At 70.9% G+C, this 21,640-nt stretch carries 21 protein-coding genes and 1 tRNA gene; 12 read left to right on the top strand and 10 right to left on the bottom strand.

Annotated elements, in window-relative coordinates:
- The first annotated feature begins 16 nt into the window (after nucleotides 1-16).
- The gene (locus DMB42_RS10820; RefSeq protein ID WP_185844580.1) at nucleotides 17-1,180 is read left to right on the top strand and encodes an NAD(P)/FAD-dependent oxidoreductase; all 1,164 of its coding nucleotides are present in this window, start codon (nucleotides 17-19) and stop codon (nucleotides 1,178-1,180) included.
- Here DMB42_RS10820 and DMB42_RS10815 read toward each other — a convergent pair.
- Nucleotides 1,143-2,039 carry a M23 family metallopeptidase gene (locus tag DMB42_RS10815; protein WP_125633248.1) on the bottom strand — a complete coding sequence of 299 codons (897 nt, stop codon included), beginning with the start codon at nucleotides 2,037-2,039 and terminating at the stop codon, nucleotides 1,143-1,145. The two genes, DMB42_RS10820 and DMB42_RS10815, sit on opposite strands and share 38 nt — an antisense overlap.
- 209 nt (nucleotides 2,040-2,248) lie before the next feature.
- Here DMB42_RS10815 and dnaG point away from each other — a divergent pair, with 209 nt between their 5' ends.
- Nucleotides 2,249-4,090: a DNA primase gene (dnaG, locus tag DMB42_RS10810; RefSeq protein WP_125633246.1), complete on the top strand. Its 1,842-nt coding sequence runs from the start codon at nucleotides 2,249-2,251 to the stop codon at nucleotides 4,088-4,090.
- A 354-nt stretch (nucleotides 4,091-4,444) separates the two neighbouring features.
- Nucleotides 4,445-5,548 (top strand): RNA polymerase sigma factor RpoD, encoded by a 1,104-nt coding sequence (rpoD, locus tag DMB42_RS10805; RefSeq protein ID WP_241563834.1) that lies wholly within the window; start codon nucleotides 4,445-4,447, stop codon nucleotides 5,546-5,548.
- A gap of 79 nt (nucleotides 5,549-5,627) precedes the next feature.
- Here the strand turns inward: rpoD and DMB42_RS10800 are convergent, their stop codons facing one another.
- The 7 genes from DMB42_RS10800 to DMB42_RS10770 are packed head-to-tail and all read right to left on the bottom strand — an operon-like array spanning nucleotide 5,628 to nucleotide 13,900.
- Complete coding sequence (locus DMB42_RS10800; protein WP_125633244.1) at nucleotides 5,628-6,434, bottom strand: transporter substrate-binding domain-containing protein; 807 nt, start codon at nucleotides 6,432-6,434, stop codon at nucleotides 5,628-5,630.
- The gene (locus DMB42_RS10795) at nucleotides 6,431-7,807 is read right to left on the bottom strand and encodes a hypothetical protein (RefSeq protein WP_125633242.1); all 1,377 of its coding nucleotides are present in this window, start codon (nucleotides 7,805-7,807) and stop codon (nucleotides 6,431-6,433) included. The genes DMB42_RS10800 and DMB42_RS10795 overlap by 4 nt, the downstream gene beginning before the upstream one ends.
- Nucleotides 7,804-8,442 (bottom strand): FHA domain-containing protein, encoded by a 639-nt coding sequence (locus DMB42_RS10790; RefSeq protein ID WP_125633240.1) that lies wholly within the window; start codon nucleotides 8,440-8,442, stop codon nucleotides 7,804-7,806. Before DMB42_RS10790 ends, DMB42_RS10795 begins: the two co-directional genes overlap by 4 nt.
- A complete protein-coding gene (locus tag DMB42_RS10785; protein WP_125633238.1) occupies nucleotides 8,442-9,725 on the bottom strand; it encodes a VWA domain-containing protein in 1,284 nt (427 codons plus the stop codon). The genes DMB42_RS10790 and DMB42_RS10785 overlap by 1 nt, the downstream gene beginning before the upstream one ends.
- Nucleotides 9,718-10,569 (bottom strand): PP2C family serine/threonine-protein phosphatase, encoded by an 852-nt coding sequence (locus tag DMB42_RS10780; RefSeq protein ID WP_221762109.1) that lies wholly within the window; start codon nucleotides 10,567-10,569, stop codon nucleotides 9,718-9,720. Before DMB42_RS10780 ends, DMB42_RS10785 begins: the two co-directional genes overlap by 8 nt.
- A complete protein-coding gene (locus tag DMB42_RS10775) occupies nucleotides 10,569-12,737 on the bottom strand; it encodes a serine/threonine-protein kinase (protein ID WP_125633234.1) in 2,169 nt (722 codons plus the stop codon). Before DMB42_RS10775 ends, DMB42_RS10780 begins: the two co-directional genes overlap by 1 nt.
- Nucleotides 12,734-13,900 carry a hypothetical protein gene (locus DMB42_RS10770; protein ID WP_125633232.1) on the bottom strand — a complete coding sequence of 389 codons (1,167 nt, stop codon included), beginning with the start codon at nucleotides 13,898-13,900 and terminating at the stop codon, nucleotides 12,734-12,736. The genes DMB42_RS10775 and DMB42_RS10770 overlap by 4 nt, the downstream gene beginning before the upstream one ends.
- Nucleotides 13,901-14,077: 177 nt before the next feature.
- Between DMB42_RS10770 and DMB42_RS53090 the strand changes: the two genes are divergently transcribed.
- Genes DMB42_RS53090 through DMB42_RS10760 form a run of 3 tightly spaced genes read left to right on the top strand, consistent with a single transcriptional unit; the run spans nucleotide 14,078 to nucleotide 16,013 of the window.
- Nucleotides 14,078-14,236: a hypothetical protein gene (locus tag DMB42_RS53090; protein ID WP_185844579.1), complete on the top strand. Its 159-nt coding sequence runs from the start codon at nucleotides 14,078-14,080 to the stop codon at nucleotides 14,234-14,236.
- Nucleotides 14,237-14,268: 32 nt separating this feature from the next.
- Entirely contained in the window at nucleotides 14,269-15,543 is a 1,275-nt protein-coding gene (locus DMB42_RS10765; RefSeq protein WP_125633230.1) for an amylo-alpha-1,6-glucosidase, read from the top strand.
- Nucleotides 15,540-16,013, top strand: a complete 474-nt coding sequence (locus DMB42_RS10760) for a hypothetical protein (protein ID WP_125633228.1) — start codon at nucleotides 15,540-15,542, stop codon at nucleotides 16,011-16,013. Before DMB42_RS10765 ends, DMB42_RS10760 begins: the two co-directional genes overlap by 4 nt.
- Before the next feature lie 41 nt (nucleotides 16,014-16,054).
- Here DMB42_RS10760 and DMB42_RS10755 read toward each other — a convergent pair whose 3' ends face one another.
- Nucleotides 16,055-16,375 (bottom strand): YtxH domain-containing protein, encoded by a 321-nt coding sequence (locus DMB42_RS10755; RefSeq protein WP_125633227.1) that lies wholly within the window; start codon nucleotides 16,373-16,375, stop codon nucleotides 16,055-16,057.
- Between the two features lie 126 nt (nucleotides 16,376-16,501).
- On the opposite strand from DMB42_RS10755, the gene DMB42_RS10750 reads away from it, so the two are divergent.
- Nucleotides 16,502-16,573, top strand: a tRNA-Asn gene (locus DMB42_RS10750).
- A 113-nt stretch (nucleotides 16,574-16,686) separates the two neighbouring features.
- On the opposite strand, the gene DMB42_RS10745 is transcribed toward DMB42_RS10750, so the two are convergent.
- Nucleotides 16,687-17,220 (bottom strand): hypothetical protein, encoded by a 534-nt coding sequence (locus DMB42_RS10745; protein WP_125633225.1) that lies wholly within the window; start codon nucleotides 17,218-17,220, stop codon nucleotides 16,687-16,689.
- A gap of 164 nt (nucleotides 17,221-17,384) precedes the next feature.
- On the opposite strand from DMB42_RS10745, the gene DMB42_RS10740 reads away from it, so the two are divergent.
- From DMB42_RS10740 to DMB42_RS10720, 5 genes are all read left to right on the top strand, one after another.
- On the top strand, nucleotides 17,385-17,588 hold the full coding sequence (locus DMB42_RS10740) for a hypothetical protein (RefSeq protein WP_125633223.1): 204 nt from the start codon (nucleotides 17,385-17,387) through the stop codon (nucleotides 17,586-17,588).
- Between the two features lie 164 nt (nucleotides 17,589-17,752).
- A complete protein-coding gene (locus DMB42_RS10735; RefSeq protein WP_125633221.1) occupies nucleotides 17,753-18,148 on the top strand; it encodes a hypothetical protein in 396 nt (131 codons plus the stop codon).
- Between the two features lie 345 nt (nucleotides 18,149-18,493).
- Nucleotides 18,494-19,588, top strand: coding sequence for a nitric oxide synthase oxygenase (locus DMB42_RS10730; RefSeq protein WP_260477615.1), 1,095 nt, complete (start codon nucleotides 18,494-18,496; stop codon nucleotides 19,586-19,588).
- Between the two features lie 41 nt (nucleotides 19,589-19,629).
- The gene (locus DMB42_RS10725; protein WP_125633217.1) at nucleotides 19,630-20,403 is read left to right on the top strand and encodes an enoyl-CoA hydratase-related protein; all 774 of its coding nucleotides are present in this window, start codon (nucleotides 19,630-19,632) and stop codon (nucleotides 20,401-20,403) included.
- A gap of 144 nt (nucleotides 20,404-20,547) precedes the next feature.
- Complete coding sequence (locus tag DMB42_RS10720) at nucleotides 20,548-21,585, top strand: NAD(P)-dependent alcohol dehydrogenase (RefSeq protein WP_260477614.1); 1,038 nt, start codon at nucleotides 20,548-20,550, stop codon at nucleotides 21,583-21,585.
- The last annotated feature ends 55 nt before the right edge of the window (nucleotides 21,586-21,640 follow it).

Below are 21,640 nucleotides of genomic sequence, written 5' to 3'. Positions count from 1 at the left end.
GGCGGATACTGCGCGCATGGCCACATTTGTGATCGTCGGCGCGGGCCTTGCGGGAGCCAAGGCGGCGCAGACGTTGCGCGAGGAGGGCTTCGACGGCGAGGTCGTCCTCGCCGGCGCCGAGAGCGAACGCCCGTACGAACGACCGCCCCTGTCCAAGGAGTACCTGCGCGGCGGGAGCGAGCGAGAGAAGATCTTCGTCCACCCCCCGGAGTGGTACGCCGACAACGACGTGGAACTGCGGCTCGGCCTGCCCGTCACCCGCGTCGAGCCCCGCAACCACGTCGTCAGGTTCGCCAACGGGTCCCGCCGGGCCTACGACAAGCTGCTGATCGCCACCGGTGCCACTCCGCGCCGCCTGCCGGGCCCCGCCTACTACCTGCGTACGGTCGAGGACAGCGAGGCGCTCAGGCGGCGCCTGGCCGAAGGCGGCAGCGTGATCGTGGTCGGCGCGTCCTGGATCGGGCTGGAGAGCGCCGCGGCCGCGCCGGCGGCGGGCTGCCGGGTCACCGTCGTCGAACGCGAGCCCACCGCCCTGCACCGCGCCCTCGGCCCCGAGCTGGGCGGCGTGTTCGCCCGCCTGCACATCCGCAACGGCGTCGACCTGCGCTTCGGGACCGCGGTCGCCGAGGTCACCAAGACCGGCGTACGCCTCAGCACGGGGGAACGGCTGACGGCCGACCTTGTGGTGGCCGGTATCGGCGTCGTCCCCGAGGCGGAACTGGCCCGTGACGCGGGACTGGCCGTCGGGCACGGCATCCGCACCGACGCCTCCCTGCGCACCTCACACCCCGACGTGTACGCCGCCGGCGACGCCGCCGAACCCTTCCACCCCCTGTACGGCCGGCACGTCCGCGTCGAACACCGCGCCGGCGCCCTCAGGGGCGGCCCCGCCGCCGCCCGCGCCATGCTCGGCCAGGACGTCGTCCACGACGAGCTCCCGTACCTCTCCACCGGCCAGTACGACCTGCGCATGGAGTTCTCCGGCGACATCGACGGCTACGACGAGATCGTCCACCGGGGGTCGGTGGAGGACCTGCGGTTCGTCGCGTACTGGCTGCGCGACCGCCGGGTGATCGCCGGCATGGGCGTCAACACCCGGGACGCCCTGCCCGAGATCCAGGATCTGATCAGGTCGGGGGCCGTCATTGACCAAAAGGAGTTGTCGACGGGTTCGCCGTGATCGGGCTGTCGTCCTTCTCGTCCTTCTCGTCCGTCTGTGGTTTGCGGGGCTTCTTGCTGGCCTGCGGCACCTTCTTCGACTTGCACTGGACCACGCAGCCCGGCGTCTCACCGAGCCTGCCGCGCATCGCCAGCGTCTCCTTCCGCGGGGAGAGCGTACGGTTTCCCGACAGCCAGGCGTCGAGGTAGTCCCACGGCTCGACCATGCCCCGGCGTACCCACCAGTAGGCCGGGGCGGTCTTCCACGAGATCGCGAAGTAGAGGTTCGAGCCGGTGTCGCGGGCGTTGCCCGACCTGCCCACCCGGCCGAGCACCTGCCCGGCCTTGACCCGTACGCCCGGCCTGACGCCCTCGGCGACCGAGTCGAGGTGACCGCCGAGGTAGCGCACGCCGTCGTCGCCGATGATCGTGACGAACCTGCCCTCGCGGTCGGCGCCCTTGTCGGTGGAGGGCGCCCACCGGTTCTTGATGTTGACCTCGTCCACGACACCGTCGATCGGCGCGACGAACGAACAGCCCTGCGCGGCCCAGATCGTCGTCTTGGGCAACACCAGCAGGCTGCGCTGGTACGTCGTGCCACAACCCTTGACCGGGAAGGCGTAGGTGAACTTCGACAACTTGGGCGGCGGCACCTTGACCGGGTCGTCCCCCTTGGGCGGCTGCTCGGCAGCCTGCTGGGACGGGCTGGGCGAGGGAATGGTCGCGGTCACCGCCGGGGTGGTGTCAGGGGTGCTCGTGGCCGGAGCGGTGGAGGGCGATTGGGCGCTGACGCCCGCCACCCCGGTCGCCTGGGCACAGGCGCCGGTGAGCAGCACGGCGCCGACGACGGCCGCCCATCGTACGAAATGCCCCGATTGCATGATCTTCCCTACCCGTGTCACCGTTTCCACCGACAACCCCCACATTTGTAGCCGACCGCGGGGTTCCGCATCACCAGTTTCCCCCTTTAGCAACCCAGAGGTGACGCACGCCTTCCCTGGGCGTCCACCGCCCTTGCCTCGCCGTTCACCGGGCACGGGACACCCCGCATCGGGCGGAACCGTCGGTCGGGCGGAATAGACTCACCGGCGTGGCTGGCCGGATCCGTGATGTCGACATCGCGCTCGTACGTGAGCGCTCACCCATCGCCGACGTGATCGGCGAGCACATCCAGTTGCGCAACGCCGGAGGGGGCAACCTCAAGGGCCTGTGCCCCTTCCACGACGAGAAGAGCCCGTCCTTCAACGTCACCCCCGAGCGCGGAATGTACTTCTGTTTCGGGTGCGGGGAAGGCGGCGACGTGATCACGTTCGTCGAGAAGATCGAGCACCTTCCGTTCGGTGAGGCGGTCGAGCGGCTGGCGCAGCGGGCCGGCATCCAGCTCCAGTACGAGCAGGGCGGCTACGTCCCGAAGCGTGACCACGGCGAGCGGGCCCGGCTGATCGAGGCCCACAGGGTGGCCGCGGAGTTCTACGCCGAGAAGTTGTTCGGGCCCGACGCGGCCCCGGGGCGGCGGTTCCTGTCCGAGCGGGGGTTCGAGCGCGCCGACGCCGAGGCGTTCGGGGTCGGCTACGCGCCGGCCGAGTGGGAGGCGCTGGCGCGTCATCTGATGGGGCGCGGGTTCACCGCCGACGAACTGGTCAAGGGCGGCCTGGCGCGGGAGGGCCGGCGCGGGCCGATCGACCGCTTCAGAGGGCGGCTGGTCTGGCCGATCAGGGATGCCACGGGCGACGTGATCGGATTCGGCGCCCGCAAGTTGCTTGATTCCGATGATGGTCCGAAATATCTGAATACGCCTGACTCGCCGCTTTACAAGAAGAGCCAGGTGCTTTATGGGATCGACCTCGCCAAACGGGAGATCAGCAAGCGCGCCCAAGCCGTGATCGTCGAGGGATACACCGACGTGATGGCCTGTCATCTGGCCGGTGTGCCCACCGCGGTGGCCACGTGCGGCACGTCGTTCGGCGAGGAGCACATCAAGATCCTGCGCCGGTTCCTGCTCGACCAGGCCGAGTTCCGCGGCGAGGTGATCTTCACCTTCGACGGCGACGCGGCCGGTCAGAAGGCGGCGCTGCGGGCCTTCGCCGACGAGCAGAAGTTCGTCACGCAGACGTACGTGGCGGTGCAGAGCGACGGGCTCGACCCCTGCGACCTGCGGATCAAGCAGGGCGACGCGGCGGTGCGCGACCTCATCGCGAGCCGGGAGCCGCTGTTCCAGTTCGCCATCCGGAGCACCATCTCCCGTTACGACCTGCGCAGCAACGAGGGCAAGATCGCGGCCCTCGACGCGGCGGCGCCGATCGTGGCCGGGATCAAGGACGTCGGCCTGCGCAAGCGCTACGCCATCGACCTCGACCGGTGGCTCGGGTTCATGGACGAGCGTTTCGTCATGCAGCGCATCGGCGAGGTCGCGAACACCCAGCAGGGGCGGCCCCAGCGCGCCCCCAAGGCGGCGCCCGTCGATCCGGGTGTGCGGGTGGAGGGTGAGCTGCTCAAGCTGGCCGTCCAGCGGCCCGCGCTGCTCGGGCCGCGTTTCGACGCGCTCGACCAGCAGGCGTTCACCGCGCCCGACCACGTCGCGCTGCACAAGGTCATCGTGGCCGCCGGGGGCGCCGGTTCGGCCGGCCACGGCGGCCGGGAGTGGGTCGACCGGCTGCTGGAGCAGGCCCACGACGAGAGCGCCAGGGGGCTGGTGACGAGGTTCGCGGTGGAGCCGATCCAGGCCGACGCCCATACCGAGGAGCGCTACGCGGGGGCGATGCTGGCGGCCATCGAGGCGATCGCGGTCGACCGTGCCATCGCCCAGGTCAAGTCCCGTATCCAGCGGCTCAATCCGGTGGAGGAGCAGCAGGAGTACAACAAGCTGTTCGGCGAGCTGGTGGCGCTTGAGCAGCAGCGCCGGGTGCTGCGGGAACGCGCCGCGGGGAGCTGACCCGCCGGGCTTTGATAACAGTTCGGCAGCGCGGCCAAGCGGTAAACCAGGGTGGTTGACGGGGAATCTGGACCGGTCCACGCTGCGACAAAACGGGCCACGACACGTCATCGAGGCAGCGAAAGAGATACGTCCGGCCAGAAGGCGTTGCCGGACGTTGGATTCCAGACCGCGTAATTGACTTTTCTTTCCTGATCAAACTTCGGCCAAACCTTTAATCGATCTCAATTCGGTAAGGACGATCGTCTTACCTTCGGCAACAAAAATGGGTCTGCCATTTGATGGAACCAATACTGCAGACTGTCTCCCGTGGGTGCATCGGTGCTGCCAAGCGGACCGCCATCGGTAGATCAGGTGGCGGACCTCGTCGCGAAGGGAAGGGAGCGCGGAAGCGTAACCGTCGATGACGTCGCCGCCGCGCTTGACCGATCCGAGTTGCCGTCCGACGCGCTGGAACGCGTCGTGCGCATGCTCGCCGAGAACGGCGTGGAGGTCCTTGAGCCCCAGGGCGACGAGGAATCCACCCGCGCCGATGAGGAGGACGTAGGCAAGCGCGCGCCGACCAGCGATCTCGTCCGCATCTATCTGCGGGAGATCGGCCGCGTGCCACTGCTGACGGCCGAGGAGGAGGTGGAGCTCGCCAAGTCGATCGAGGCCGGCCTGTTCGCCGAGGACAAACTCGCCAACGGGGTCTCGCGCCTGGCCTTCCCGGAGTTCAGGGAACTCGTCTGGCAGGGCACCCGGGCCAAACAGCGGCTCATCGAGGCCAACCTCAGGCTGGTGGTGTCGATCGCCAAGCGCTACGTGGGCCGCGGCATGTTGTTCCTCGACCTGATCCAGGAAGGCAACCTCGGGCTCATCCGGGCGGTCGAGAAGTTCGACTACACGAAGGGTTACAAGTTCTCCACCTACGCCACCTGGTGGATCAGGCAGGCGATCACCCGGGCGATCGCCGACCAGGCGCGTACCATCCGCATTCCGGTGCACATGGTGGAGACCATCAACAAGCTCGTCAGAGTGCAGCGTCAGCTCCACCAGGACCTCGGCCGCGAGCCGATCCCCGAGGAGATCGCCAAGGAGATGGACCTCCCGGTCGATCGCGTGGTGGAGATCCAGCGCATCGCCCAGGAGCCGGTGTCCCTGCAGTCGCCGATCGGCGAGGAGGACTCCGACCTCGGTGACTTCATCGAGGACGCCGACGCCGTCGTGCCCATGGAGGCCGCCGCCTTCATCATGCTGCAGGACCAGCTCGACGACATCCTGGCCACGCTGTCCGACCGCGAGCAGCGCATCATCCAGCTCCGCTTCGGTCTGGCCGACGGGCATCCGCGCACGCTGGAGGAGGTGGGCAGGGAGTTCGGCGTGACACGGGAGCGCATCCGGCAGATCGAGTCGAAGACCCTGGCCAAGCTCCGCCATCCGACGCGCGCGCAGATGCTCCGCGACTACCTGGACTGACCCTTCGACCCCGCGACGGGCCCGGCGCCACCGCCGCGGCGGTCGGCGTGCGGACCGAGGTGGGTCTGCGACGCGGTGCTCAGGAACAGCCCTCGAACTGCGGGACGGCGATGTTGGTCAGGTTCAGGCCCGCCTTGTCGAACCACTTGTGCAGCAGCTTGCCCGCGGTCCCGTCCTGGTACATGTCGGTGATCGCCCGGTTCACCGCCTCGCAGCCCGGTACGTCGTCCTTGCGCAGGCCCACCCCGGTGCGCTGCTCGTTGAACTGCGCGTTGGCCAGCCGCAGCCCCGAGCCGTCCTGGTCGGCCAGGCCGGCGAGGATCACGTCGTTGGTCGTCACCGCGTCCACCTGCCTGTTCTTCAGCGCGCTCAGGCACGACGCATAGTCCTTGAACGGCACGAGCTTGGCCGCCACGCTGCGTTCCTCCACGACCCGCTCGGCCGCGTTCGAGCCCTCCACCGCGCAGATCCGGCGGCCCTTCAGCTCGCGCACGTCGTCGACCCTGTCGTCCGGCCGCGTCAGGATGTCCTGGTAGGAGATGTGGTACGGCCCGGCGAACAACACCTTCGCCTTACGGTCCATGCTGATCGTGTACGTCGCCAGCACCAGGTCGGCCCGCCCCTGGAGCAGCACCTTCTCCCGGTCGCCGGCCAGTACGGGGATCAGCTTGAAGCTCTTGCCCAGCCGCCCCGCGACATAACGCGCGACGTCGACGTCGAAGCCCTCGAAGGTGCCGTCCGGCTTGCGGAAGCCGACCGACGGAATGTCGGACCGGACCGCGATGACGAGGGAGTCCTTGTCGACGATCGACTCCCGGCCGCCGGTCCCGCAGGCCGCGGCGACCGGCGCGGTCAGGGCCAGCGCCGCTACCAGTGCCCGCTTCAACGGTACTCCTTGAGTCTCGGCCACACCCCGGCGATCACCAGCAGCCCGATCCCGGCGATCGCGAACGGGAGCAGCCGCCACAGGTTGTCCAGCGCGTTCTCGCCGGCGTCGATGGCCCGGTCGAAGGTGCGCTCGTGCCGTTCGGCCAGCGCCAACAGGGCCCGGTCGTAGGCGTCGAACGCGGTGGTGACCGGCCCCAGCTTGGCGGTGACGGCGTCGGCCGTCCGGCCGCCCAGCGCCAGCTGCCGGAAGGAGGTGTCGGCCGCCTGGAAGGCCCGGTACGCCTCCAGCACGCGCCGCCCCTCGGGGCCGGTGAGCTCCGGACCGAGCATGCCCAGGGCGTCGTCGGAGCCGCCGGCCACCTTCGCGTGGTACTGGGTCAGGTTGCCCGACTCGAAGTAGACCACCGACTGCGACTTGTCCAGGAACGTGTGCTCGTAGGTGTCGGCCCGACCCTTGTCCAGCAGGTACCGGCTCTGGTCGCCCTGCATGCTGTTGCTGATCGCGCGGGCCTTGGCCAGCGTCAGCACCGAGTCGAAGCCCTGCGCCTTGGCCGTGCGCAGGTCCTCCTGGTCCTGGCCGAGCACGTTCGCGCCGAGGATCAGCGAGACGGCCGTGGTCAGCGTGGCGGCCAGCAGCGCCGGGCCGAACACCCGGCGGAAGCGCCTGGCCAGGAAGATCTGCAGCCAGATCAGGCAGCCCAGCGCGAGCAGCCCGGCCAGCAGGACCGCGGTCCGCAGCAGCGGGACCATGGCGTTCTTCTCGTCGTAGGTGCGGCGCACGATCGTGCCGCTCTCCAGGGTCAGGTTGTAGGCCTGCGGCAGCAGCACCGACCGCATCAGGTCGGTGGCCTGCCGGTAGGTGCCCACCACGTTGTCCGGCGGCGAGCCGGGGGCGTGCCTGGCCTGCTCGTTCAGCAGGAGGGCCTGCCCGGCGAGGCGTTCGTACCTGCCGAGCCCGTCGAGCACCGACTGCACGGTCCGCCGCGTGGCGGCGTCGTCGCCGGCCAGCTCGAACGCCTTCAGCAGCGCCTGGCTGGCCTCCGAACGCCGCCGCTCGTACCGGGCGACGGCCGCGCCGCGCTGCTGGGCGTACTGCTCGCCCATGACCAGCGCGTTGGCGACCTGGGCGTCCATGTCGCTGAGCGCCAGGTAGAGCCCGGCGGTGGCGACGACCTGCGGCCCGGCGTCGCGGCCGATGACCCGCAGCCCGTCGCCGGCGGTCAGGCTGCCGACCCCGAGCGCCGCGAACAGCAGCGCCAGCGCCGCCACGGTGACGCCGGAGATGACCCGGATCCGGCCGGGCACGCTGCGGTCCGGTACGGGGGCGACCGTCGCCGGGAGCTGGGGCGCCTGGCTCTGCGTCACGGTCATGGCGTCCCCTCCCTGATGGTGATGACGGTCCAGGCCCCCAGGTGGATCCGGTCGCCGGGCCCGATCCGTACGGGCGTGTTGAGCTGCACGGTCCGGCCGTTGACCTGCGTGCCGTTGGCCGAGCCCGGGTCCACCAGCGTCCAGGTGCCGTCAGGCTGGGCCAGCAGCACCGCGTGCAGGTGCGACACACCGGGGTCCTCGGGCGGGCCGGTCAGGTCGATCTCCGGCGCCAGGTTCCTGGCCTTGCTGCGCCGTCCGATGCGTACCTGCTCGCCGGCCAGCCCGAACGAGCGCTCAGGACAGTACGGCGGGAAGGCGATGCTCGCCGCGTCGGGACCGCCCTCGGCCAGCACCTTCTCGTAGTAGCCGCGGTCGGCGGACGTGACGGCCTCCCAGCGCGCCCCCAGCACGGGGATCGGGACCGGGGACCCGGCGCCGGTGAAGTCGTGGCCGCACACCTCGCAGAACTGCCCGGCCCGCGGCGTCTGGCAGACGGGACAGGCGTCGTCGCCCCCGCTCCCACCGCCTGTGGCCTGAGGCTGCGGCGGGGCCGAGGCCGCGCCGCCCATCTGCGCGCCGCAGACGTCGCAGTAGTCGTCGGAGCCGGAGGCGTGCCCCTGGGGACAGGTCGCCATCAGCCTTCGCCCTTACGCAGCCGGGACGTGCGGACCGAACCGGTGTCCAGCTCGATCTCGTCGGCCTTGTCCACGTTTCTGCGCAGACGTGCCGTACCGGTCGCGGGATCGACCTCCACGACCTTCTCCAGCAGCCGGGCGGTGTCCTCGCGGCCCGACTCGGTGGCCAGCTCCTTGGCCTTGGCCAGGCGGGCGGTCGCGGTGTGCACGTCGCCGGCGGCGCGGGCGCTGAGACCGTCCTGGATGAGCTCGTGCAGTTCGGCCTGGCCGGTGTAGTGGGCGACCTTCCTGTTGAGCTGCGTGGACTGCGCCAGGTCGTCGGTCCACTGGGCCAGCACGTTGCCGCTGGCCACGACGTCCTGGGTGTCGGGGCGTACCAGCTTCACCCAGCCGGCCCTGATCTCCTGGCCGATCTGGCCGGGCGGCACCTCGACGCACAGGTGGTACTCGCGTTCCTCCTGGCCCCACGAGCCGGTCGGGTAGTCGCCGGTCAGCGGGTTCACGTCGGCGCGCTTGCCGGTCAGGTCGAGCAGCGTGGGGGAGACCTGCTTGACGAACTTCAGCGTGGCCGTCTGCGGCACCCACACCCGCAGCGACAGGTCGGCCACGGTCTTGCTCATAGACGTCTGCGTGACCCGGCGGAAGAACTCGGCCAGATCGCTCTGGTTCCGTACGAAATCGAACGAGCCGAGCATCGCCTCGGCCACCTTCCGCAACTCGGCGGGCACCCAGTCGTCGCCCACGCCCAGGCTGTCGCAGACGAACTTGCCGCTCCAGCCCTGCAACACGGAGGCGAACACCTCGGGACGCTCGTTGTTCTGCCCGTCGGTCATCAGCAGCGCGTGCCTGATCGCGTTCGGGTGCCCGCTCAGCAGGTGGCCGGCCAGCTTCAGCCACTCGCCGATGGCGGTGCCGCCGTGCGCGAGCAGCCGGGTGATCGCCCGTTCGGCCTCGGCACGGGTCGCGGGCGTGGCCCTGGCCAGGCTCGTGCCACCGGGGTAGACGACCTTGGCCTTCTCGGTCCCGGCGATCACCGCGAAGTACACGCCGTCGCGCAGGGCGTGCACGGCCGCCGCCGCGGCCTGCCTGGCCTCCCGGATCTTGCCACCGCTCATCGAGCCCGAGGTGTCGACGATGATGACCTCGGCCGCCTCGGTGGGCGCCGCCTGGGTGAAACCGCCGCCCGAGGAGCTCACGGTGAGGATCGCGTGCACCTCGCGGGCGTCGGTGGACAGGTATTTGTTCTGGTCGATGTTCAGCGTGAACGTGGGCTGGTCACCCATGTGTTGCTCCTAGGGGGATGAGAACGATCGTCACGTTGTCCTGGCCGCCGGAGGCCAGCGCGTGGCGCAGCATCTCGCGGGCCATGTCGAGCGGGGTCCCCGCCTGAGGGAACCGGTAGCCGTCCAGGTACCGCCACAGGCCGTCGCTGCAGACCAGCAGCAGGCCGGGCGCCCCCGGGGCGAGCGTGCGCACATGCAGCGACACCTCGCCGGAGTCCGCGCCGAGCCAGGCGGTGATCTCGCCGGTCGGCACCACGTCGTCCTCGGTCAGCAGCACGCCCTGCCCGGGGTCCTCGCCCGGCAGCCAGTACGCCCGCGTGTCGCCCGCCCAGCTCAGCGTGATCCCGCCGGGCCCGGCGACCGCGGAGACGTACGTGCAGGCGGGGGCGTCGTGCACGGAGGTCGCCAGCGCCGCGACGGCCTTCCCAGCCAGCTCGAACGCCTCCTGCGAGGACAGCCCGGCGGCCAGGGCGGCGCCCGCGGTGGACACCGCCGCGGCCGAGGCCTCGTCGGCCCGCGGCGAGCTGCCCACACCGTCGCACACCACCGTCACGACGCCGTCGCCGGTCGCCAGCAGCGCCATCGCGTCCTCGTTGCGGGCCCGCCGCAGCCCACGGTCGGTCACGGCGGCGGCCCCGCCGTCGAGCACGGTCTCGGCGTGGTCCCTGCCGGTGGGCTGCCGGGCGCCGCAACGTTCGCAGTAGCCCTCCTGTACGACCGCCGCCGCGCCGCAGGAGGTGCAGGTCGGCGCGCCGAGCGCGTGGCCGCACCGCTCGCAGTAGAGGTCCCCCTGGACGACGGGGGACTCGCACACCGGGCAGGCCCGGCTCGCCAGGGGTTCCATCACAGCCACGTCCTCGGTCGTACGGCGTTCGCCTCGTCGATGAGCGCGTGGCGTTCCTGGCGGGAGCCGGCCGCCACCGCGAGCTTACGGAAGATCGACTCCAGTCGCCTGCGCAGCCCGGACTCGGTGAAGTCGGCCTCGGCCAGCTTCGTCCCGGCCGGCGCGGGGTTGTTCTCCAGCCAGTCCAGCGCGCAGCGCAGCAGCTCGGCGGTGAGCCGGTCGCGGCGGCGCGGATCGAGGTCGACCAGGTTGGCCAGCCGTCCGGCCGCCGCGACCAGGTCGCCCGCGCCCACCGTGCTCAGGTCGGTCCGGCGGAACACCGAGGCGGCCAGCGCCACCTGCGCCGCCACCCGGTAGCTGGAGGTGGGCGGCACCTCGTCCAGCACGCCCATACGGCCCGTCCTGGCCAGCCCGAACGCGGCGCTGACGTAGGAGTGGTCGGTCCGCCAGACGGCGTTGTACCAGTGGGTCGCCTGCCGGCCGGCGCACTCCAGCGCGAACGCCAGCGCCAGCTTGGGCGCCGGCTCGCCGGGCAGCGCCGACACGCACGCGTCGAACATCGACACCGCGGTGTCCACCTGCCGCGCGGCCAGCGCCAGCACCCCGCGGTACCAGGTGATCCGCCAGTCGCCGGGAAGCTGCCGGTCCAGCTCGGACAGCGCCGCCGGGGTCTCGGCCGCGGCCACCTCGGCCAGCAGCCTGGCCCGCATGAGCCGCGTCTCGGGCGTCGGCGGCATCGCCGAGAGCTGGTCGAACAGCTCCTTGCCGTCGAACCCGAGCAGGCCCGCCAGCGCGCCGGCCGCCGGGTCGAGCGGATCGACGTGCGGCACCGGCAGCTCGACCGCGACCCGGGCCGGGTCGAGCGGCTCGAACACCTCGTGCCGCGCCTGCGACAGGGCCGTGCCCACGGCCGAGCGCTCCGGCCCGAACAGGGTCGAGGGCGCCGGGAAGGGCACGCCGTCCTCGGCCGCGCTGATCTCCCGCAGCACGCCGACGAGCTGCTCCTCCATCTCCCAGGCGCTCTCGAACCTGTCGGCCGGGTTCGGCGCCGTGGCCCTGCGCAGCAGTCGCGCGAACGACTCGTGCCCGCAGTCCTGCGGCAGCGGATTGGCCACGCCGCCCTTGGCCGGGCTCCAGGAGGGGATCGTCAGCACCGCCAGCGTCCTGGCCACGGTGTAGAGGTCGGAGGCCACGGACGAGGGCCGGGTGTCCAGCTCGGGCGCGTGGTAGCCGACCGTCGCCCACGACGTGCCCGGCGGGGAGCCGGCCGGCTGGACGGCGCCCAGGTCGATCAGCTTGAGCCGCCGGCCGACCCTGATCACGTTGGCCGGCTTGAGGTCGCAGTAGACCAGGCCGTTCTCGTGCAGGTAGCCGAAGGCGTGCAGGATCTCGCGGCCGTAGACCAGGGCCTCGCGCAGCGGCAGCGGGCCCTGACGGCGCAGCTCGTGCAGGGACTGGCCGCCGACGTACTCCATGACGATGTAGCCGAGGCCGGCCGAGCGCTGGAAGTTGAAGATCTTGACGATGTTCGGGTGGTCGACCGTGGTGAGGAACTTGCGTTCGGCCTCGGCCGCCGCCAGCGCCTCGGCGTCGTTGGTGTTGAGCAGGCCCTTCAGTACGACCCAGCGGCCGTCCAGGTTCTCGTCGGCGGCCAGGTAGATCCAGCCGAGACCGCCGTGCGCCAGGCACCCGAGCACCCGGTACTGGCCGGCCACCAGGTCGTCCTTGGCCAGCTTCGGCGTGAAGGAGTACGAGGTACGGCAATGCGGGCAGAAACCCTCCGTCAGCCCGGGACGTCCCTGCCTGGACCGGCCCACCGGCTCGCCGCAGGCCGGGTTGGCGCAGAATCGTTTCTCCTCCGGCACCTGCGGATCGGCCATCACGGCCGTGGCCGGATCGCGGTACGGCACGGACGGCAGGTCCGCGATGCCGCCCAGCACCGCGGCCCGCGACCTGCCGCTGCCGCTCACCGGCGAACTCAGCGACCGGCTCACCGGCTGGGTGTTGACCGGCCCCGAGAGCGGCCCCGAGAGCGGCCCCGAGGCGGGTCCCGATCCTTGCTGGGGGACGGACGCCGCCGCGGGCGGCGCGGCCGCCGCGTTGCCGCACAGGTCGCAGTAGCCGTCCTCGATGGTGCCGGTGCAGCCCGGCTGCGCGCAGCGGGTCATGGCTTACCTCCGTGTATCGCGCGCTGGTAGGTGTCGACCGCGGCGGCCGCCTCGGTCAGGTCGCAGGGAGCGCTCCACAGCAGGGCCCGTGCCCGCTCGAAGCAGGCGGAGGCGGCCGGGTCCTCGGCCATGCCCTTGCGCACCGCCATGGCCTGGCAGGCGCCGAGCCGGCCGCGTAACTCGTCGCGCCTGCCGACCAGCCCGTACAGGGCCTTGGCGGTGGCCCTGGCCCGGTCGGCGGCCTTCTCCGCCTCGTTCTCCAGGCTCGCCAGCCTTCTGGCGCGTACCACCCAGGTGTCGGCCGAGACGTCGAGCGCGTCCAGGCCGCCGGTCAGCTCCTCGACCCGGCTGCGCGGGCTGGCCTGCGGCGGCAGGGCGATCTTGACCACGACCGCGCCGTGGGCCAGCCTGGCCTCGCTCTCGGCGCCGCGTACCCGGTCGAGGGCGGCCAGCAGGTTCTCGCGGCGGGCGGCGTACTCGCGCTTGACCACGATCGCCTGGTCGACCTCCGCGCGGACCTCGGCCAGCACGCGGGCGACCCCGCCGAGGTCGGGGCCGACGCCCGCGCCCAGCGGGTCGGTCAGCAGGGCCGCGCGCATCCGCCGCAGCTCGGACTCCTGCGCGGCCAGGTCGACGCTCTCGCCCAGCTCACGTTCCAGGTCGCGGATCTCGCGCAGGTCGCGTTCGGCGTCGTCGAGCCGGGGCAGTACGGCGTTCCACACGGCGTCGATGTCGTTGAGCGCCGAGGTGACCTCGCGGAAGGCGCCGTCCATCCGGGCCACGGTCTCGTCGAGGGTCAGCCGCTCGTCGGCGTCCGGCAGCAACGAGCGCTGCTCGACGGGTTTGGCCGCGGCCCGCAGCACGACGGACGTGCCCGACAGCAGCTCCGTGAGCTGCGCCAGCTGGTCCGCGCCCAGCTTCGCCCGGGTGGCCCTGACCTGCTCGGCACCGCGCAGTACGGCCCGGTAGGCGTCGTTCAGCAGCCACAGCCGGCCCAGCGCGGCCTGTACGGCAGCCCACCGCCGCCCGGTCACCCCGTCCAGCGCGGCGCCCTTGAGCAACTGGTAGGTGGTGTGGGATTCGAGATCGAGCAGGTCGCCGGAGATCCGGTCGCGTTCGTCGGCCCGAGCGCGCAGCGCGTACTCGGCGCCCTCCCTGCTCATGGGTGGTCCCAGACTCATCACGCTCCCCGTGAAGAGGGCCCCCGATGCCCCGTGGTCCTACCGGCTCAACGGGATGCCTGACCGGTTGGTTCCAAAGGGTAGGGGTGACCCTGACTTGTCCCTGATTCAACCCTCGCTCACCTGCAAGTGGCTTAAAGGATCTCTTACCGTGGAGACATGGCACGCATTCTTCTGATCATCGCCGCGATCATCGCCGCACTGCTCCTCATCGGCCCGCTCGTGGGCTTCGTCTTCACGCTTCTCAAGTGGGCTCTCATCATCGGCGCCGTGGTCTTCGGTGTCACGCTCGTCTCGAAGTGGGCCAAGAGGACGTAGCTTCCGCCCGCTTCCCAAGGCATAGTGAGTGAATGGAGGCGCGGCCGGCGGTTGACGATGCCGCGCTCGGGCGCGACGCGCTGGCCGTGCTCGAGGCGAACTGGACGGGCAGCGGCACCGTGCCCGCGCCCGGCCTGTACCCCCACCAGTGGAGCTGGGACTCCGCCTTCGTCGTCATCGGCCTGGCCAGGCACCGCCCCGAACGCGCCCGCGAGGAGCTGCTCAGCCTGCTGAGCGGCCAATGGGCGACCGGAATGGTCCCGCACATCGTCTTCCACACCCGCGAGGCGTACTTCCCCGGGCCGTCCGTCTGGCGCTCGCAGGAGCACGAGTCCGCGCCCAGGGTCTGCACCTCCGGGCTCACCTCGGCGCCGCTGCAGGCGCTGGCGCTGCGGTGGCTCTACCGGCACACCGGCGACGTGGGGTTCGTCCGGCGCACGTTCCCGCTGCTCGTCGCCCAGCACGACTACCTGGCCTCGGCCCGCGACCTCGGCGGCGCCGGCCTGGCGGCGATCGTGCACCCCTGGGAGTCGGGCATGGACGACAGCCCGGCCTGGGACCAGCCGCTCGGCGCCCTGCCCGCCATCGGCTACGGCTACCACAACGTCGAGCCGGCCGAACGCCACCCCGACAGCGACCACGACCGCTACGTCTGGCTGGCGATGCGCTACCGCGACGCCGGCTATCGCGCCGAGTACCTGCGCGACGAGCACCCGTTCGCCGTCGAGGACCCGATGTTCAACGGCATCTGGCTCGCCTCCTGCCAGGCGCTGGCCGAGCTGGCGCCGGTGGCCCGCGCCGATCCCACGCCCCACGCCGAGCAGGCCGAACGCATCAGGCAGGCCATGCTCGACCGGCTCTGGGACGGCTGCTTCTACCCGCGCGACCTGCGTTCCGACCGGCTGATCAAGGTGTGCACGGTCGGCGCGTTCGGCCCGCTGCTCGATCCGGGGTTGCCCAGCGACCACCTGCACGCCTGCGTCGAGGTGCTGGAGTCGGCCCGGTTCATGGGCGCGACCGGCTATCCGGTGCCGAGCTGCGAGATCCGCGCCGCCCAGTTCGACCGCACCCGCTACTGGCGCGGGCCGTCCTGGGTGAACACCAACTGGCTGTTACGCCGGGCCGCGGACGTGCACTCGCTCGACCAGCTCGGCCGGCAGCTCACCAACGGCACCCTGCGGCTCGTCCGGCAGGCCGGGTTCCGCGAGTGCTTCGACCCCTTCGACGGCAGCGGACGCGGGTGCAGGGACTTCTCGTGGAGCGCGGCGCTCACCCTCGACCTGCTCGCCGATACCGTGGAGGTATGAGCATTTTTCGCCGCCTGCCCGCCGACGTGCGCCGATCCCTGGACACCCGGCCGGGGGAGCGGGTGCTGACGTTCACCGAGACCGGCGACGGTCATCTGGTGGTCACGAACCTGGCCCTGTTCCTGTCGGACGGGACGCGGGTGCCGTACGAGGAGATCGACAAGGCGTCGTGGGACGACGAGGGGCTGCGGGTCGTCACCACCGCCGGTGAGCGTCACTTCGAGCGCGTCGCCGAGCCGCGGATGGTGCCGGAGACCATACGCGAGCGGGTGAACTCCACCATCGTGGTCAACAAGCGCGTCAGCCTGCCGGGACGCGTGGGCGTACGGCTGGTGGCCCGGCGCCCGCCGGGCGGAGAGGTGCTGGGCTGGACCCTCGTCTTCGACGAGGGGCTCGATCCCGACGATCCCGGCCTGCGCGCGCAGGCCGAGCAGGCCTTGGAAGGCGTCCGGCGCAGCATGGGCGTGTGAGCCCTCACACGCCCGTGCCGCGCCGGATCACAGGGCGGGCCTCAGTACGGGATGCCGGTCTCGCGGGACCTCCTGTCCGCGAGATCCTCCTCGGGCCAGCCGATGCCGGTCTCGGACTTGTCGCGGCCGTCGGAGCCGAGGAACGGGATCCGCTGCTGCAGCGTCCCGCCCACCTTCTCCCTGGCCGCTCCCGCCAGTCTTGACGCCTGCGCGCCGACCACACCCGCGGCCTCCTGGACCCTCGGGCTGTCGGCCACACGCTGGGCCGCCCGCTTGATCTGTTCGTACCGCTCGCGGCCGGCCCGGCTGCCCAGCACGTAGCCGACGGCCAGACCAACCACGAATGTCATCCGATAACGCATCTTGCACCTCCGCTGTCTCCGGGCCTACCCCAGTTGCGATGCGACACGCACTCCCGGAGTGCGCTAATCTATTCCTGCGCACGAAGGAAGGGCCCAACAAGCCCGACCAGCAGGGCGAACGTACGATCCCGCGTAGCTCAACGGCAGAGCAGCCGGCTGTTAACCGGCAGGTTATAGGTTCGAGTCCTATCGCGGGAGCTGCGGTCAAACAGCAGTTTGGCAACTCAGGCCCCCGATCTGGAGACAGATCGGGGGCCTGAGTCGTTTCCGAGGCGAGCGCCTGTCGTGATCGGTCGCGTGCCGGCGGGTGCTCACAGTTCTCGGTCGCGAGCGAACTTCTCTCGATCGAGGAAGTACTCAGAAGCGTTGCTCGTGGCCTTGACGATGGCGGGCTCCTCAAGGGGGGCGGGCCATATCTGAAGGTAGTGGTCGTCGACGCCGTCGTCCCTTGCGCCTTCCCAATCCATGTTCTTGACGTGATATCGAATGCGGTAGGTTCCGGGCCCGGCCGGAAGGGATGGCAGGGGATGCGTCACGGCCGCGTCGAAGGTGAATCCGCTCATCTCCACTTTGCCTGAGATGGAGACGTAGCCGATTTCCGTGATGTCCTCGTAGGTGGCGAGATCTGCTCCGGGGTCGCGGTCGGCGATCGTCACGGTGAAGTCGGCCGGTCCGCACTGGTGGGTGATGTGAAGGGTGACCCAGCCCTGCTCGACCTCGATGAAGCCGGCGGACTGGACCGGTGTGTCGGCACACCCGTCGAGATCCTTGTCCCCCAGACCGGCGACGCCGCAGTCGGAGACTTCGACTGTCAGGCGTACGGTGCGAGTCCCTTCGTTGTTCATGAAGGGGGAGCGTAAACGCTGCCACCGACAAGGACCTTCGGGGTCCGGGAGTGGCGCTCGGCTTTGTGGGGGTTGTTTAATCCGGTGGAATGGGGCGCTTATCTGAGCGGTTGGGTCTTTCTTCGTTGGTCGTCGCCTGCCTGGCCATGTTCGCGGGTGGGCCGTTGAGGGCGAAGCTGGGGGCGCCGGGCTGGACGATGCTGGCCCTGGGGGTCGTCGCGGTGGTGCTGGCGTGGCCGGGCGTGTGGCGCAGGCCTACTGTCTCGACGGTGTCCAATCGCAGCATGTCGGTGGCGGGGTTGGTGGTGGGGGTGCTGGCGGCCGGGATCGGTGTGGTGAACCTGGTGCTGGACAGCGTGATCGGCTGAGGGCTTCGGGGCGGGGTCGGCGGGACGCGCTGGGGGCTCGGGCGGCGGCTGTCGTGAGTGGGGCTCGGGGGAAGCTGAAGATCACTTCGGGTGCCTTAAGGCTCGCTTCAGGGGGTGCGGGTGATCCTCGGGATGGTCGAAATCATCTCGGGGAGGAGAATCCCATGTTCAAGCGACGTATCGCCGTCGTCGGCACCGCCGTGCTGCTCGGGCTGGCGGGCATGGCGGGGGCGGCGCTGGCCGACGACGGTGGTGGGAGCAGGTGGCGCGGGTCGGTCGTGACCGAGGCCCGGCCCGCCGGGAAGCTGGTGTGCTGGACGGGTGAGGGCGAGCGGGTCAGGTTCTCCAAGGTCAAGGTCGCCGAGTTCGTCGAGGAGGATGTGATCGGGCCCGAGCTCGCTGAGGTGGTGAGCGGGGAGAAGGTCCTCGCCACGGATCGGTTCTCGGTCAGCGTGCCTGCGACCGAGCTGCCGCGCAAGGTCGTCAAGCACCGGTTCCGTGGTCGCGTCGTCCATCTGACCTGCGTGGTGGATGGTCGTTCCGACGACGTGCTGCGCTGATCCGGAGGCCCGCTTCCGTTGAGGTGGGTGGATGTGCGGTCCCCTCCGCCGGGGCGCGTTCGGCGGAGGGGGCACGTTCTGCCGGGGCGGGGGATTTACCGGGTGTAGTGGGTGGGTTACGGGATTTGTGGGTTGCGGGGACAAAGGTGGGGTTGGGGCGGGAAGATGGGGGTGTCGGTCGTTGTGGTCGGCAGCCGCGGGAAGTCGTGACGGTGGCGTGGAGAGGGCGCCGCCGGCAGGACGTGTCGCCGACCCGGAATCGGCGGGGCGCTCCGCTGACGGGAATGTGTTGGTTGCCGCGTGCGTACCTGGATCAGGTCTTTGCGTCCCTTCGATGTTCATGCCGTGCACGCGCTGTTCGGGCGCACCACGGACGTCCGCGAGGCAGAGCGTTTCATCAGGCTCTTCCACGCCGAGAACCCCTCCGCCGGCGGCCTGCCCGCCCGGCTGCGTGACGTCGCCAGAGACGTCGCCCGCCACGGCACGTACGTCCACACCTTCGAGGAGCTGGAGTTCGGCGCGCGGGTCGCCTGGCGCAACAGCGGCCGGTGCATCGGACGCCTGTACTGGCGCTCGCTGAAGGTACGCGACCGGCGGGAGGTGGCGACGGCCGAGGGCGTGGCGGTGGAGTGCGTGGCCCACCTGCGGGAGGCGACAGGCGAGGGACGGATCAGGCCCACCGTCACCGTCTTCGCCCCGGACACCCCGGCCATGCCGGGCCCGCGGGTGCTCAACGACCAGCTCGTCCGCTACGCCGGGCACCGTCTGGGCGGCGGCGTCCTCGGCGACCCGCGCAACGTCGTGCTCACCGACGCGGCCAAGGAACTGGGGTGGCGCGGCGGGCCGGGGCGGTTCGACGTGCTGCCGCTGATCGTACGGTCCGGGCTCGGCGACCCGCTGCTGTGCAACCTGCCGGGCGACGCCGTGCTGGAGGTGCCGCTGCGACACCCGGAGTACGGGTGGTTCGCCGAGCTGGGGCTGCGCTGGCACGCCGTTCCGGTCATCTCGGACATGTGCCTGGAGATCGGGGGTGTGTGCTACCCGTGTGCGCCGTTCAACGGCTGGTACATGGGCACCGAGATCGGGGCGCGCAACCTGGCCGACGCCGACCTGGCCGCCCTGCTCCCGGAGGTCGCCGCGCGCCTCGGGCTGGACACCTCCACCGAGCGCTCGCTGTGGCGCGACCACGCGCTGGTGGAGCTCAACGTGGCGGTGCTGCACTCGTTCGAACAGGACGGGGTGACGATCACCGACCACCACACCGAGTCGCGGCGCTTCCTGACCCACCTGGAACGCGAGGAGCGGGCCGGACGCCGCTGCCCGGCCGACTGGTCGTGGATCGTGCCCCCGCTGTCGGGCGGCGCCACCCCGGTCTTCCACCGGTACTACGACACGTGCGAGCTGACCCCCGCGTACGTGCACCACCGGCCCACCCGCTGACCGGCTTGCCAGCCCGGCCCAGAACATGGTTCGGTTGGGGCATGGCGGAACTTGTGCTCTCATCGTCCGACCAGGGCGTGCTCACGCTGACCTTCAACCGTCCCGATACGCTCAACGCCTGGACGGACGCCATGGGCCGGCGCTACTTCGACCTGCTGGCACAGGCCGAGAAGGACCCCGAGGTCCGGGTGATCGTGGTGACCGGCGCGGGCAAGGGGTTCTGCGCCGGGGCCGACTTCAGGACGCTCGCCGCCATCCAGACCGGCTCCTACGACGAGACCCCCGACCCGAGGCCCAACACGTTCCCCACGACCATCGGCAAGCCGATCATCGCGGCGGTCAACGGGGCCTGCGCCGGGCTCGGCATGGTGCACGCGCTCGTCTGCGACCTGGTCTTCACGGCCGAGGAGGCCAAGTGGACGACGGCGTTCCCGCGCCGCGGCCTGGTCGCCGAGTACGGCCTGTCGTGGGTGCTGCCGCGCGTCATGGGCCAGCAGCGGGCCATGGACATCCTGCTGTCGGGCCGGGTGTTCACCGGCAGGGAGGCGTACGAACTGGGCCTGGTCAACCGGGCGGTGCCGGGGGAGACGCTGCTGGCCCAGGCGCACGAGTACGCGAGGGAGCTGGCCGTGCACAGCTCCCCGGCGTCCATGGCGGTGATCAAGCGGCAGGTGTGGAACGACTGGGACGCCACCCTTGAGGAGTCGGCCAGGAAGGCCGTCCACGAGATGATGGCCTCCTTCGGGCGGCCCGACTTCGCCGAGGGCGTCGCCAGCTTCCTCGAACGACGCGCGCCCGACTTCCCGCCGCTCTAGAGCCACGCCGTCGCCGCCCGGCGGCGGGTCCCCAGGTTAAACGGCGAGGTCGGCAGGGTAGGCCAGGGCTTGTCCGCGGCGTACCGGCATGCCGGCGACGCCGGGCACGGGGGATCATCGGGGGGCGCGGTGCAAGCTTTCGTCATGCGGGAGATCGGCCAGGTCGGCTTCCTGGACAAACCCGTGCCGCGGCCCGGTCCACGTGACGCCGTCGTACGCACCACCACCGCGCTCATCTGCACCTCCGACTCCCACACGGTCAGAGGCGGCATCGGGCCGCGGGAGAACCTGACGCTCGGGCACGAGGGCATCGGCGTGGTGCACGAGGTGGGCGACGAGGTACGGGACTTCCGGCCGGGCGACCGGGTCCTGGTGGGCGCCATCACCCCCGACTGGGGCGACCCGGCCTCCCAGAACGGCCACCCGTCGCAGTCGGGCGGCCCGCTCGGCGGGTTCAAGTTCGCCAACTCCAAGGACGGCGTCTTCGCCGAGTACTTCCACGTCAACGAGGCCGACGCCAACATGGCGAAGATCCCGGACGACGTCCCGGACGAGCGGGCCGTCTACTGCGCCGACATGCTCTCGACCGGCTTCATGGGCGCCGAGAACGGCAACATCCCGATCGGCGGGACGGTCGACGCGCTCGCCCAGGGCCCGGTGGGTCTCATGGCCACCGCGGGAGCCAGGCTGCGCGGTGCCGGCCTGATCATCGGGGTCGAGTCGGTGCCCGGCCGGCAGAAGCTCGCCCGCCACTACGGCGCCGACGAGATCGTCGACTTCGCCACCGAGGACGTCGTCGGGCGCGTGCTCGACCTGACCGGCGGCCAGGGTGTGGACACCGCCGTCGAGGCGCTCGGCGCGGACGTGACCTTCCAGACCGCAGTCAAGATCATCAAGCCGGGCGGCACGGTGTCGAACACCGGCTACTACGGGGAGGGCGAGTACATCCGCATCCCGCGCGTCGAGTGGGGCGTCGGGATGGCCGACAAGACGATCGCGACCGGCCTGTGCCCCGGCGGCAGACTGCGCATGGAACGCCTGCTGCGCGTCCTGAGGGGCGGGCGGCTCGATCCGACGCCCATGACCACCCACACGTTCCGCTTCGAGGAGATGGAACGGGCCTTCGAGGTCGCGGACAAGAAGCTCGACGACGTGGTGAAGGTGTTGATCACCTTCCCGTGACGCAAGCCGATCATCGGACGGACACGGCGACGAGCGCCCCCCACTCCGCCGGCAC

Origin of the sequence: Nonomuraea sp. WAC 01424, assembly GCF_003947315.1 — a bacterium.
Taxonomy (GTDB): Bacteria; Actinomycetota; Actinomycetes; order Streptosporangiales; family Streptosporangiaceae; genus Nonomuraea; species Nonomuraea spiralis.
This window is presented reverse-complemented; position numbering and strand designations above follow the sequence as displayed.